The 11,457-nt window shown below is 67.4% G+C and carries 14 protein-coding genes; 10 read left to right on the top strand and 4 right to left on the bottom strand.

Annotated elements, in window-relative coordinates:
• The first annotated feature begins 10 nt into the window (after positions 1-10).
• From WDM86_10745 to hisB, 3 genes are all read left to right on the top strand, one after another.
• The gene (locus WDM86_10745) at positions 11-832 is read left to right on the top strand and encodes an HAD family acid phosphatase (GenBank protein MEI9990507.1); all 822 of its coding nucleotides are present in this window, start codon (positions 11-13) and stop codon (positions 830-832) included.
• A 2-nt stretch (positions 833-834) separates the two neighbouring features.
• Positions 835-1,857, top strand: a complete 1,023-nt coding sequence (locus WDM86_10740; protein MEI9990506.1) for a hypothetical protein — start codon at positions 835-837, stop codon at positions 1,855-1,857.
• Between the two features lie 66 nt (positions 1,858-1,923).
• Positions 1,924-2,523: an imidazoleglycerol-phosphate dehydratase HisB gene (gene hisB / locus WDM86_10735; protein ID MEI9990505.1), complete on the top strand. Its 600-nt coding sequence runs from the start codon at positions 1,924-1,926 to the stop codon at positions 2,521-2,523.
• Between the two features lie 16 nt (positions 2,524-2,539).
• Here the strand turns inward: hisB and WDM86_10730 are convergent, their stop codons facing one another.
• Positions 2,540-3,619 (bottom strand): zinc-binding alcohol dehydrogenase family protein, encoded by a 1,080-nt coding sequence (locus WDM86_10730; protein ID MEI9990504.1) that lies wholly within the window; start codon positions 3,617-3,619, stop codon positions 2,540-2,542.
• 100 nt (positions 3,620-3,719) lie between these two features.
• On the opposite strand from WDM86_10730, the gene WDM86_10725 reads away from it, so the two are divergent.
• From WDM86_10725 to WDM86_10700, 6 genes are all read left to right on the top strand, one after another.
• The gene (locus WDM86_10725) at positions 3,720-4,499 is read left to right on the top strand and encodes a helix-turn-helix transcriptional regulator (GenBank protein ID MEI9990503.1); all 780 of its coding nucleotides are present in this window, start codon (positions 3,720-3,722) and stop codon (positions 4,497-4,499) included.
• A gap of 121 nt (positions 4,500-4,620) precedes the next feature.
• The gene (locus WDM86_10720) at positions 4,621-5,736 is read left to right on the top strand and encodes a ferritin-like domain-containing protein (protein MEI9990502.1); all 1,116 of its coding nucleotides are present in this window, start codon (positions 4,621-4,623) and stop codon (positions 5,734-5,736) included.
• A gap of 68 nt (positions 5,737-5,804) precedes the next feature.
• Positions 5,805-6,578: a class I SAM-dependent methyltransferase gene (locus WDM86_10715; protein ID MEI9990501.1), complete on the top strand. Its 774-nt coding sequence runs from the start codon at positions 5,805-5,807 to the stop codon at positions 6,576-6,578.
• Entirely contained in the window at positions 6,575-7,258 is a 684-nt protein-coding gene (locus WDM86_10710) for a M24 family metallopeptidase (GenBank protein ID MEI9990500.1), read from the top strand. Before WDM86_10715 ends, WDM86_10710 begins: the two co-directional genes overlap by 4 nt.
• A gap of 41 nt (positions 7,259-7,299) precedes the next feature.
• Positions 7,300-7,773 (top strand): MmcB family DNA repair protein, encoded by a 474-nt coding sequence (locus WDM86_10705; GenBank protein MEI9990499.1) that lies wholly within the window; start codon positions 7,300-7,302, stop codon positions 7,771-7,773.
• Positions 7,760-8,143, top strand: a complete 384-nt coding sequence (locus WDM86_10700) for an MmcQ/YjbR family DNA-binding protein (GenBank protein MEI9990498.1) — start codon at positions 7,760-7,762, stop codon at positions 8,141-8,143. The genes WDM86_10705 and WDM86_10700 overlap by 14 nt, the downstream gene beginning before the upstream one ends.
• Positions 8,144-8,306: 163 nt before the next feature.
• Here WDM86_10700 and WDM86_10695 read toward each other — a convergent pair whose 3' ends face one another.
• Positions 8,307-8,840 (bottom strand): ActR/PrrA/RegA family redox response regulator transcription factor, encoded by a 534-nt coding sequence (locus WDM86_10695; GenBank protein ID MEI9990497.1) that lies wholly within the window; start codon positions 8,838-8,840, stop codon positions 8,307-8,309.
• Positions 8,841-8,961: 121 nt separating this feature from the next.
• On the bottom strand, positions 8,962-10,344 hold the full coding sequence (locus WDM86_10690; protein MEI9990496.1) for an ActS/PrrB/RegB family redox-sensitive histidine kinase: 1,383 nt from the start codon (positions 10,342-10,344) through the stop codon (positions 8,962-8,964).
• An 84-nt stretch (positions 10,345-10,428) separates the two neighbouring features.
• On the opposite strand from WDM86_10690, the gene WDM86_10685 reads away from it, so the two are divergent.
• Entirely contained in the window at positions 10,429-11,031 is a 603-nt protein-coding gene (locus tag WDM86_10685) for an SCO family protein (protein MEI9990495.1), read from the top strand.
• Here the strand turns inward: WDM86_10685 and WDM86_10680 are convergent.
• Entirely contained in the window at positions 11,028-11,447 is a 420-nt protein-coding gene (locus WDM86_10680) for a VOC family protein (protein MEI9990494.1), read from the bottom strand. The two genes, WDM86_10685 and WDM86_10680, sit on opposite strands and share 4 nt — an antisense overlap.
• Positions 11,448-11,457 lie beyond the last annotated feature (10 nt).

Here is an 11,457-nt window from a genome sequence, read left to right as displayed (position 1 = left end):
GCTAGCGCAAATGAGGAATTTCGCTGTAGCGGCAAGCCTAGGCGCCCTGCTCTGGCTGGCGCAACCGGCCCTTGCCGCACCCCTCACCTATGACTGCCAGGCGCGCATGACAAGGGTTTGGACGGTCCCGCCGCCGGTGGCCGGCGAAACCGATCCCTGGCAGTGCACCGCGCCGGCCAGGAAGCCGCCGGACGGCGTGCATTGGCAGCGCAATTCGCTGGAATATTGCCGGCTGAGCGTGAACCTCTATGACGAGGCGCTGGCGGCCGCCCAGCGCCTGGCCAGGACGCACAAGCCGCGCACCTGGCTGGTGCTGATGGATGCCGACGAGACGGTGATCGACAATTCGCTGTTCGAGCGCGAGCGCCAGATCTGCGGCGGCGAATTCAAGGACGGGCAATGGCGAAGCTGGGTGAAGGCCGAGATGGCGGCGGACGTGCCGGGCGCCGCCGCTTTCACCAACGCGGTGCACAAGCTCGGCGGGCTGGTGGGCATCGTGACGAACCGCGCGGGCGAGGACGACGCGCTGACCAAGGCGACCCTCAAAAAAGCCGGAATCTGGTTCGACTATGAGATCGGCATGACGGGCGATCATTCCGACAAGACCGAACGCTGGCGCGGCGCCGAAACGGCGCTCACGACGAAAGCCCATGGCCGGCCCATCGCGGTGATGTGGCTTGGCGACCAGGTCACCGATCTCGCCATCCTCGACCGGCGCGGCAGGCTGCTGCGCGCGATGAGCGAGAGCGACGCCGGCGACGGCATCGGCGACCATCTCTTCCTGCTGCCCAATCCGATGTATGGCGGCTGGCAGGGCAATCCGGACCGGTGACCATGGGCGAACTGCCGAATATTCCTTACGCGGACATTCGCGGCGGTACCTCGCTCGACCTGCTCAGGCTCTATCCCGACAAGGCGCGCGCTTTGGCGCGGGCCGCGACCGGCACGTTCGGCTTCGCCTCGCGCGCGGCGGGCGCGCTGGCGCTGCCGCTCGGCGACCGCGCCTCGCGCAACTGGCTGCGGCGCGCCGACAATCCGTTCCTGTCGGAGATCGACGCGCTGGCGGAGCTGCTGCAGATCCGCGGCGTCTATTTCCTCAATCTGTGTTTCGAATGGGGCTGCACCGGGGGGGTGTGGCGCGGCGAAGACGGTCCGGTGATGCGCCGCGTGCTCGACTGGCCGTTTCCCGATCTCGGCACGTCCATGGTGGTGGCGCATCAATCGGGACGCGCCGGCGATTTCTACAACATCACCTGGCCGGGGCTGAGCGGCAGCTTCCAGGGGCTGGCGCCGGGACGCTTCGCCGCCGCGATCAACCAGGCGCCGATGCGCAAGCGGAACGCGGGTTATGCCGGCGACTGGGTGAGGAACCGTGTCCGGGTCAGGGGCGAGACCGGCATGCCGCCGGCGCATCTGCTGCGCCTGGTGCTGGAGAGCGCCGCCGACTATGGCGCGGCCAAAACGATGCTGAGCGAGACGCGGCTTGCCGTGCCGGCGATCTTCCTTCTGTCGGGCGTGCGGGACGGCGAAGGCTGCATCATCGAGCGCACGGAGACGGCGGCGGCGTGCCGAAACGTCGAAGGGCACGCGGTGTGCGTCGCCAATCATTTCGAGACCCCGATCGAGCGGCAGGGCGCCGGCTGGCGCGCGCGGCCGATCGACAGCCTGGGCCGCGCCGCGGCGGCGCGGGCGCTGCCGCCCTGCGACGACGACTTCGCCTGGTTCCAGCCGCCCATCGCCAACGTCAACAGCCGGCTCGCCTTCGAGGCCAATGCGGCGACGGGATCGCTCGCGCTGATGGGGACCGACGGCCTGCAGCCCTCGACCGGCGTATTCCGGCTGCCCCGCGCCGCCTGAGCCGGCGTTTCGACAGCGCGGGACGATTGGGATAAGAAACCGTCACAGAATCGGGAATGCCGCGCCATGCGTACCGCCACGGTGGAAAGAAAGACTCGCGAGACGGAGATTTCCGTTTCGCTCGACCTCGACGGCTCGGGCCTCACTGATATCGACACCGGCATCGGTTTCCTCGACCACATGCTGGACAGCTTCGGCCGCCATTCGATGATCGACCTGAAGGTGCGCGCCCAGGGCGATCTGCATGTCGATTTCCATCACACCACCGAGGACACCGGCATCGTCATCGGCCAGGCGGTGAAGAAGGCGCTGGGCGATTTCGCCGGCATCACCCGCTTCGGCGCCGCCACCATCCCGATGGACGAGACGCTGACCCGCGTCGCCATCGACGTGTCGAACCGGCCCTATCTGATCTGGCGGGTCGACATCCCCAAGCCCAAGCTGGGCGAGATGGACACCGAGCTGTTCAAGGAGTGGTTCCAGGCCTTCGCGCAGAACGCCGGCATCTGCTTGCACATCGAGAACCTCTATGGCGAGAACAGCCACCACATCGTGGAGACCTGTTTCAAGGCCACGGCGCGGGCGCTGCGCCAGGCGATCGAGCCCGATGAGCGGCTCGAGGGGGGCGTCGCCTCGACCAAGGGAACGCTCAGCGAGAAGGGCTGAGCGCCACGCGAGCGGCTTAGGGACAGATCACCGTGCGCTTGAACCTGCCGCCTTTCGCGGCCGCGTTCGCCACCGCCGCGTTGGCCTGATCCAGCGGGAACGCCGTGGTCTCCACGGTCGCGATGTCCAGCAGCCCGGCGCGCACCAAGTTTATCATCAGCGTGTTGGCGGCGGGTGGATACATCCACTGGCCTTTGACCGTGATGTTGTTGCGCATGATCCACGGATAAGGGAGCGCGAGGTCGCCGCCGCCCAGCATGCCGACGCCGCCCATCAGGACGACGCGGCCATATTCGCGCACCGTCATCGCGGCGGCGCGGACGGCCGAGGCGGGCGCCCAGGGCGGCAGCAGATCGAGCACGCCATCGATGGGGCCCGGCGCCGCGGCTTTCATGCGCCGGATGTCTTCCGCTTCGTCGCCGGTCAGTTTCACGGTTCGAACGCGCGCGCCGAACCGGCGCTTCAGGCTTTCGAGCATCGCTTCGTTGCGGCCCGGCGCCACGACGCAGCCGGCGCCCATGGCCAATGCCACCGCCACGCCCGCGCTGCCGAAATTCCCCGTCGCGCCGCTCACCAGCAGCGTCTCGCCCGGTTTGAGATCGATGGCGAGGAGGCCGCCATAGGGCACGAGGTAGAGGCCGAGGACGCACCACATCCCCGCATCGGCCGCATCGATCGGGCCGAGGGGAAAGACGTTCTCGGTCGGGACCAGCATCCGCTCCGCCCAGGAACCGTGGTGATAGTGCTGCTGCAGTTTCAGGCCGCCCTCGCCGCGCGCGCTTAGGCCCTGCAGCGTGATGTCGGGCGTTCTGGCGTCGTCGCGCGAGCGCACCGTCGGATCGCAGATCACCCATTCGCCGATCCTGAGCCTTGTGGAATCGGGGCCGATGGCGCGAACGCGGCCGACCGCGCCAGCGCCGGGCGCCATCGGCAACGCCATCAGGTATTTCCGCTTCCCGCTCAAAACCTCGGCCATGTAGGGCAGCACGCCGGCCGCCACGACATCGACGATGACGTCTCCGGTGCCGGGCACGGGATCGGGCAGGTCTTCGATGACGAGGGGGGTTCCGAATTCCTTGAGGACGGCGGCTTTCATGGTCGGTTTCCGTTGGTATGACGCCCCTCCGTCGCATGTCTGGAAAACCGGATGCAGACCTGCTATTATCCTAGGATTGTAGACTGCTTCCGAGGGTTTCGTGGATCAGGCCGTCAACCGTGAACTGGGCGATTTCCTCCGCTCGCGCCGCAGCCGGCTGTCGCCGGAGGCCGTGGGCCTGCCCGGCGGTCGCCGGCGCCGGACCCCGGGATTGCGCCGCGAGGAAGTGGCGCAACTCGCCGGCATTGGCACCGACTGGTACATCCGCCTGGAACAGGGCCGCGCCGTCAGTCCATCGGTGACCACCGTGGAGTCCCTGGCGCGCGCCTTGCGCCTCGATCCGGTGGAACAGGCGCATTTGCGGGCCTTGACCCGCAACGCCGAGCGCCGTCCGTTGGGGCGGGAGGTCGTGCCCGACAGCTTGCGGCAGACCGTCGAGGCCTTGAACCTTCCGGCCTATGTGACGGGCCGGCGCTGGGATGTGCTGGCCTGGAACGCCGCAGCCGCCGAGCTCTTCGCGTTCGACCGCATTGCCGAGGCGGACCGCAACACGCTGATCCTGGTGCTCACCAATCCCAAGACCCGCGCGCTGTTCGGCGCGGATTGGGAGCGGGAAGCCCGGCGGATGGTGGCCCAATTCCGCGCCACCCACGACCTCTGGGCACAGGATCCCGCGTTCACGGATCTGCTGGAACGTCTGCGCTCCGGCTGCGCCGAATTCGCCGTTTGGTGGGACACCCACGATCTTCGCGAGACCATCGCCGGGCAGAAGCGGCTGACCCATCCGCGCAAGGGCGCGTTGCGCCTGCAGTACACCAGCTTCCAGGCCAATGACGACCCGAGCCTGAAGCTGGTGATCTATACCGAAGCCCGGGACTAGCCGAGCCGTCCCGGCACGTCAGATCGATGACACCGGCGTCATCTTTCTTGACTTTTAACGCCTCCGTCTTCACACTGACGATACCGTCACCATTTCAGTCGCGCAGCAGCCGGAGATCGCCATGGTTCAGATCACCAAAGACAATGCCTATGACGCGGTGGCGCCGGACGACTTTCCCGCGATGCTGGATCCCGCGCGCTACAATGTGCGCTCGACCGCCTTCGACAAGATCATCAGCGCGACCCACGACCATTTCTGGGATCCGCTCGACAAGAAATACATCGACTTCGCCGCGCCCTATGACGCGACGGAGAAGATGATCATGCCGGAGAATTTCTTCCCGATCTTCCACACCCGCATCGGCGATACGATGACGCGCGAGCAGAAGATCAAATTCGCCAACGAGGCGACGCGCTGGCAGCTTTCCGCCATCCTGCATGGCGAGCAGGGCGCGCTCGCGCTCTCCGCCTCGCTCTGCCACATCCTGCGCGATCCGGGCGCCCAGGAATACGCCGCCAACCAGACGCGCGAGGAAGCCCGCCACGTCACCGCCTTCGCCGCCTATATCAAGGCGCGCTGGGGCTCGCCGCTGCCCTGCGGCCCCACGCTGCAATCGCTCTTGACCGAGATGGTCGGCGCGCCGGAGGTCTACAAGAAGATCGTCGGCATGCAGATGCTGGTCGAGGGCCTCGCCATGGGCGCCTTCGCGACGCTGTACCAGAACGCGCAGGACCCGTTGTTGGTGAAGCTCTGCCAGCTCGTGATGACCGACGAGGCGTTCCATCACAAATTCGGCAAGATCTGGGCCGACCGCACGATCCCCAAGCTCAGCAAGGACGAGCAGAACCTGGTCGAGGACTGGGCGGCGCAATGCTTCCAGACGCTGCTGTTCAACCTCATCAACGCCGAGCAGATGCAGACGGTCTATGACAGCGTCGGCATCGACTGGCAGGACGCGCGCGCCGCGATCATGGAAGCCTTCACCGACGACGACCGCCGCGAGGGCATGAAGCAGTCGGCCAACATCTTCCGCGTGCTGATCAAGACGCTGCTGAACGCCGGCATCATCACCGAGCGCACCAAGGCGTTCTACGGCATGTATGTCGACATGGACGAGCTGAAGAAAGAAGGCGACCGCATGGTCGGCGACGACATTGCCGAGGAGGGCATCCGCTACCTCCAGACCATCAACTTCGCCGACCGCGGCAAGAGCGGCGAGCTGCTCGCGGCGGAATAGACCGGCCGCCACCGGACGCGCGAAAGGGCGGTTCAACAGAGCCGCCCTTTTGCTTTATGGTCGGCGCCATGGACAAGCGACACGCCGACGGCAGCGCGGGCGACGCGGATTACGGCGTCCTCGGGCCCGGTTATGCCGGGTTCCGCCGTCCCGAGCCGCGTATCGCGGCGTTCATCCATGCGGCGCTGGGTGATGCGAAGACGGTGCTGAATATCGGCGCCGGCGCCGGCTCCTACGAGCCGTCCGACCGCGCCGTGACGGCGGTGGAGCCTTCCGCCGCGATGCGGGCCGAGCGCCCGGCGCATCTGCCGCGCGCCATCGATGCGGTCGCGCAGAAGCTGCCCTTTGCCGACGGCTCGTTCGATGCCGCGATGACGACGTTCTCGGTGCATCAATGGCCGGACCTCGCCGCCGGCTTGAAGGAAATGCGGCGTGTGACGCGCGGGCCCGTCGTCGTGATGACGGGCGATCCGGATCGATTGGACCGCTTCTGGCTGGCCGAATACGCGCCGGAGGCGATCGCGACCGAAGCGCGGCGCTATCCGCCGGTCGCGGCCTTCGCGCCGCTCGGAGGCGACATCGAAGCGACGCCTATCCCCATTCCGCTCGATTGCAGCGACGGCTTCAACGAAGCCTATTACGGACGTCCCGAGATGCTGCTCGATCCGAAGGCGCGGCGCGCCTGCTCGGCCTGGAGCTTCGTCGCGCCCGAGGCGGCGGCACGGTTCGAACGCGAGCTGGCGCGCGACCTTGCGAGCGGCGCCTGGGACGCGAAGCACGGCGCGCTGCGGTCCACGCCGGTTTTCCACGGGTCGCTGCTGTTGATAGTATCGCGGCCATGAGCATTGGAAATGAGAGTGGGCGCCGCGCGAAGCTGGAAGAGGCCGAGGCCAGGGGACTGGCGCTGTTCGACGCCATCGAACGCGAAGGCCTGATCGTGCCCGGCAAGCGCGAGGACGCGCTGAGCGAGGAGATCCACGCCTTGGCGCGCGACCGTTTCGGCGTCAAGGCGCATTGGCACAAGCGCATCGTGCGGGCCGGCCCGAACACGGTGTGCGTCTTCTCCGACGATCCGCCGGTGCACACGATAGAGGAAGACGACCTGGTCTATCTCGATCTCGGCCCGGTGATCGGAGATTGGGAGGCCGATCTCGGCCGCACCTATGTGTTCGGCGGCGATGCAAGGAAGAAGGCGCTGGTCGCCGACCTGCCGCGTCTGTTCGACATCGTGGCCGCGCACTACCACGCCGCGCCCGACATCACCTGCGAGCAGCTCTACGCCTTCGCGCAGAAGACGGCCGAGGCGGCCGGCTGGCTGTTCGGCGGCGAGATCGCCGGCCACACGATCCAGGGCCGCTTTCCGCACGCCCCGGTGCCGCGCGCCGGAAGGCTGATCGCGCCCGGCAACGCCAGCCGGATGCGCGACCCCGACGCGGCCGGCGACGAAAGGCACTGGATATTGGAGATCCACCTTGTCGACAAGGCGCGGACCTTCGGCGGGTTCTATGAGCGGCTCTTGTAAGCCCGATTGACTCTCCCGTTCCCGAAGTGTTCCAATCGGGCATGGCACTCGTTTCGACGGCAAATGCGGCGGAGGTGGCGCGCGGCGTCAGCCGGCTCCTGCTGCAACAGGGCTTCAGCCCGATCCTGGAATTCACCCTGGCCAATGGGCGGCGGCTCGACGTCGCCGCGCTCGGCGCCGACGGCACGCTTCTCGGCGTGGAGATCAAGGTCGCGCTGGCCGATCTGCGCGGCGATACCAAATGGCCGGACTATCTCGACTTCTGCGAGCATTTCTATTTCGCCATCCCGCCGGACTTTCCCGATGAGCATGTGCCGCCGGGCACCGGGCTGATCGTCGCCGACAAATATGGCGGCGCCATCGTGCGGCCGGCGACACCGGCGCCGGTGCATGCCAGCCGACGCAAGGCGGTGACGCTGCGCTTCGCCAAGGTCGCGGCCGACCGGCTGGCCTCGCTGCTCGAAATCGCGCCGGACCCGCGCCAGGCCACGGTGCTGCCCGATGCCGATCACTGAACGGGCCTTGCGCAAAATCGCCTTGTCGTTCCCCGGGGCGACGGAGGAGCCGTCCTACGGCAAGCCGGCGTTCAAGATCGAGAAGAAGTTCTTTACCCGGCTGCGCGCCGAGGACGCCTCGATCGTGTGGGTCGTGGGTTCGATCGACGAGCGCGACAACCTCATCGAGATGGACCCGAAAACCTATTTCATCACCGACCACTATAAAGACTATCCGAGCGTGCTGGTGCGGATATCGCGCCTGAACGAAACGATGCTGCGCAAGATGCTGGAGCGGCGCTGGCGCGCCATCGCGCCCAAGAAGCTGATCAAGGCGGTCGATGAAGGCGCGGCCGCGAAGCCCGCGCCGAAGAAAAATGCCACGCGGTAGGAGCGTTTCGGGTTCGATTTACCCACAAAGCCGTCATTGCCGGCCCACGCTGTCGCTAGGCCCGTCCGGGCAATCCATCTTGCTCGCGGCCAAATTGGATCGCCCGCATGAAGCGGGCGATGACGATTACTCTTTGAATGATCCAATCCGAACCGAAACGGCTCTACCGCGGGCTGCGCTTCGCCAGGATCCGCTGCAGGGTGCGGCGGTGCATGTTGAGGCGGCGCGCCGTCTCGGACACGTTGTGGCCGCACAGCTCATAGACCCGCTGGATGTGTTCCCAGCGCACGCGGTCCGCCGACATCGGATTCTCCGGCGGCTTGGGCTTGGAGCCGGGCTGCGCCAGCAGCGCCGCCAGGATGTCGTCGGCATCGGCCGGCTTGGGCAGATAGTCGATGGCGCCGTACTTCACCGCCGCGACCGCGGTCGCGATATTGCCGAAGCCGGTCAGCACCACGACGCGGCTCTCCGGACGCACGACATGCAGCGTCTCCACCACGTCCAGCCCGTTGCCGTCGTCGAGCTTCAGGTCCACCACCGCATAGGCCGGCGGCGCTTCCTTGGCGCGCGCCTTGCCCTCGGCGACACCCTCCGCGATGGTCACGGTGAAGCCGCGCGCTTCCATGGCGCGGGCCAGCCGCTCGCGCAGGGGGCGGTCATCCTCGACCAGAAGCAGGGTTTTATCGTCGCCGCTCATTTCTTGCCTTTTGGGGGGGTGCCTGTCCGGGTGTCATATACCGCGCACCCCCCTGCGACAACCGAAACTTCGGAAACGATAACTCGTTCTTATACCTAGGGATTCGCCCGGCCGGGCTTCTCTAGCCCTCGCCGCGTCCGGGCGGGCCTTCGCCGTCGATCACGTTGCGCGGCCACACCGCGCTGACCCGCGCGCCGCCGGAATCGGGATTGATGGCGGTGACGGTCGCGCCGGTCTGTTCCAGCAGGGTCTTGGCGATGAAGAAGCCCAGCCCCATGCCTTCATGCTTGTCGAGCGTGCCGGTGGGGCCGATCTCGGTCTCGCCCAGCGCGAAATGGCCGGGGCGCGAGGTGATATAGGGCTCGCCGATGCGCTCGAAGATCTCCGGCGCGAAGCCGGGGCCGTCATCCTCCACCGCGATGCGCAGCTGGCTGGCGTTCCACTGCGCCTGGATGCACACCCGGCTCTGCGCGAAATCGGCGGCGTTCTCGATGATGTTGCCCAGCCCGTGCAGCAGCTCCGGCGCGCGCCACACTTGCGGCATGGCATCGCCGCCGATATCGGGCTTGAGCTCGATGGCGATCTCCAGATCCTCGCCGCGATAGGGATCGGCGAGATCCTCCAGGAAGGCGCCGAGCGGCAGCCGCGCGGTCTCGCCGAGCAGGGTTTCCTCGGGGTTGGCAAGACGGGCGAGGATGGCGCGGCAGCGTTCGGCCTGTTCGCGCAGCAGCGCCGCGTCCTCGGCCTCGGACGAGCCGGGCGGCAAGGCGCGTTCGAGCTCGCGCGCCACCACCGCGATGGTGCCGAGCGGGGTGCCGAGCTCATGCGCCGCCGCCGTCGCCAGCGCGCCGATCGAGGCCAGGCGATGCTCGCGCGACAGCGCAAGCTGCGTCGCGGCCAGGCCGGCCGACATGCGCGCGCCTTCGCTCGCGATGCGCCAGGAATAGATCGAGGTGAATCCGATGCCGATCACCAGCGAGGCCCAGATACCGGCGAGGTACAGGGTCGGCAGGACCAGCGCCTCGCCCGCCGCCCAGGGCAGCGGCTTGTGGAACACCGAGATCACGCAGACCGAAAGGAAGGCGGTGCCCGCCAGGATCAGCGTGTTGCCGAGATTGAGCGTCGCCGCCGCGATCACCACCGGCGCCAGGAACATCAGCGCGAAGGGGTTCATGATCCCGCCGGTCAGGTAGAGCAGCGCCGCGAGCTGCAGCACGTCGAAGCCGAGATAGCCCGTCGCCTCGCGATTGGTGAGCCGGTGGCTCGCCGGATAGCGCAAGGCGAGCACGACATTGACCACCACGCTGGCCGCGATGGCGCCGGCGCATTGCAGAAGGGGCAGCGAATAGCCGAAGCCGAAATAGACGATGAACAGCGCCGCCGACTGGCCGCCCACCGCCATCCAGCGCAGATTGGACAGCGTGCGCAGCCGCACCCGGCCGCGCGCCGCCGAGGCGGGCGTCGGGGTGAAGCTTCGTATCCTGGCCGCGTCCGTGTCGCTCACGCGCCGATTCGCCTCTTTCGCTTGGCTCATCCTGCCATTATCAAACGCCGGGCGCGCGGTTCAATCGGGCGCCAAGACGGTCCCATGCGGCGCATTTCGGTCATCCTCATTCCGGTCCTGCTGGTGCTGGCGCTCGTCCTGGGCGTGACGCTGTGGCGGGTGAGCGACGCGCTGCCGGGACTCGGCCGCATCGTGGGAACCGGCGCGCCCGCCATCGGCGGACCGTTCACGCTGACCGACCAGGACGGCAGGACACGGACCTCGGCGGAGTTCCGCGGCCGCTACATGCTGATCTATTTCGGCTACTCGTTCTGCCCCGATGTGTGCCCGACGACGCTGGCGATGATCGGCGACGCGCTCGAAAAGCTCGGGCCGCGCCGGAGCCGCATCGTTCCGATCTTCATCACCGTCGATCCCGCGCGCGATACGCCGGCGCAGCTCAGATCTTATCTGAAGGCGTTCGGGCCAGGCTTCGTGGGGCTGACCGGCCACGCGAAGGCCATCGCGAAGGTCGCGGGCGACTATCGCGTTTATTTTAAGAAGCAGCCGCTGCCGGGCGGCGGCTACGGCATGGATCATTCCAACGTGATCTATCTGATGGGCCCGGACGGGCGCTTCGTCGCCTATTGGGACGACACCGCGATCGGCCCCGACAAGCTCGCCGAGGAATTGCGCGCGCGGCTTTAGGGGACGACGGGCTTGCCGTCCTTCGTCTCGACGAGCCCCATGCTGTTGCCCGCCGGGTCCTTGAACAGGCCGATCACCACGACGCCCTTCACCTCGAAGCGCGGCATGATCACGGTGCCGCCGGCGGCCGTGACCTGCGCCAGCGCCGCCGCGACATCGGGCACGCCGAGATAGATAATCTTGTCCGTGGGATCCTTGCGCAGCGTGCCGTCCAGCCCGGCATTCTTGATCGCGCCGCCGGCGTCGATGGTCCAGCCGAACACGCCGGCATAGAAAGCGCGCTGCTTGTCCTGGTCGGGGCCGGCGATGTCGAAGAAGACGATGGGGGCGGCGGGCACGGGCGTTCCCTTCAGATCGGCGGCGCGCGCCGCGACCGGCGCCAGGAGGACAAGGACGGCGAGCAAGGCCTTGCGCATCGTTTTACCC

The sequence above is a fragment of the Rhizomicrobium sp. genome, assembly GCA_037200045.1.
GTDB lineage: Bacteria > Pseudomonadota > Alphaproteobacteria > Micropepsales > Micropepsaceae > Rhizomicrobium.
The sequence above is the reverse complement of the archived record's forward strand: the minus strand, read 5'-3'. Positions and strand labels throughout refer to the sequence as shown.

What these genes read in the sequence shown, in the direction of transcription:
- WDM86_10705 (MEI9990499.1), top strand. Translation starts at nt 7,300, where the DNA reads ATGGCACTCGTTTCGACGGCAAATGCGGCGGAGGTGGCGCGCGGCGTC.
- WDM86_10680 (MEI9990494.1), bottom strand. Translation starts at nt 11,447, where the DNA reads ATGCGCAAGGCCTTGCTCGCCGTCCTTGTCCTCCTGGCGCCGGTCGCG.
- WDM86_10710 (MEI9990500.1), top strand. Translation starts at nt 6,575, where the DNA reads ATGAGCATTGGAAATGAGAGTGGGCGCCGCGCGAAGCTGGAAGAGGCC.
- WDM86_10700 (MEI9990498.1), top strand. Translation starts at nt 7,760, where the DNA reads ATGCCGATCACTGAACGGGCCTTGCGCAAAATCGCCTTGTCGTTCCCC.
- WDM86_10745 (MEI9990507.1), top strand. Translation starts at nt 11, where the DNA reads ATGAGGAATTTCGCTGTAGCGGCAAGCCTAGGCGCCCTGCTCTGGCTG.
- WDM86_10740 (MEI9990506.1), top strand. Translation starts at nt 835, where the DNA reads ATGGGCGAACTGCCGAATATTCCTTACGCGGACATTCGCGGCGGTACC.
- WDM86_10715 (MEI9990501.1), top strand. Translation starts at nt 5,805, where the DNA reads ATGGACAAGCGACACGCCGACGGCAGCGCGGGCGACGCGGATTACGGC.
- WDM86_10695 (MEI9990497.1), bottom strand. Translation starts at nt 8,840, where the DNA reads ATGAGCGGCGACGATAAAACCCTGCTTCTGGTCGAGGATGACCGCCCC.
- WDM86_10730 (MEI9990504.1), bottom strand. Translation starts at nt 3,619, where the DNA reads ATGAAAGCCGCCGTCCTCAAGGAATTCGGAACCCCCCTCGTCATCGAA.
- WDM86_10685 (MEI9990495.1), top strand. Translation starts at nt 10,429, where the DNA reads ATGCGGCGCATTTCGGTCATCCTCATTCCGGTCCTGCTGGTGCTGGCG.
- WDM86_10720 (MEI9990502.1), top strand. Translation starts at nt 4,621, where the DNA reads ATGGTTCAGATCACCAAAGACAATGCCTATGACGCGGTGGCGCCGGAC.
- hisB (MEI9990505.1), top strand. Translation starts at nt 1,924, where the DNA reads ATGCGTACCGCCACGGTGGAAAGAAAGACTCGCGAGACGGAGATTTCC.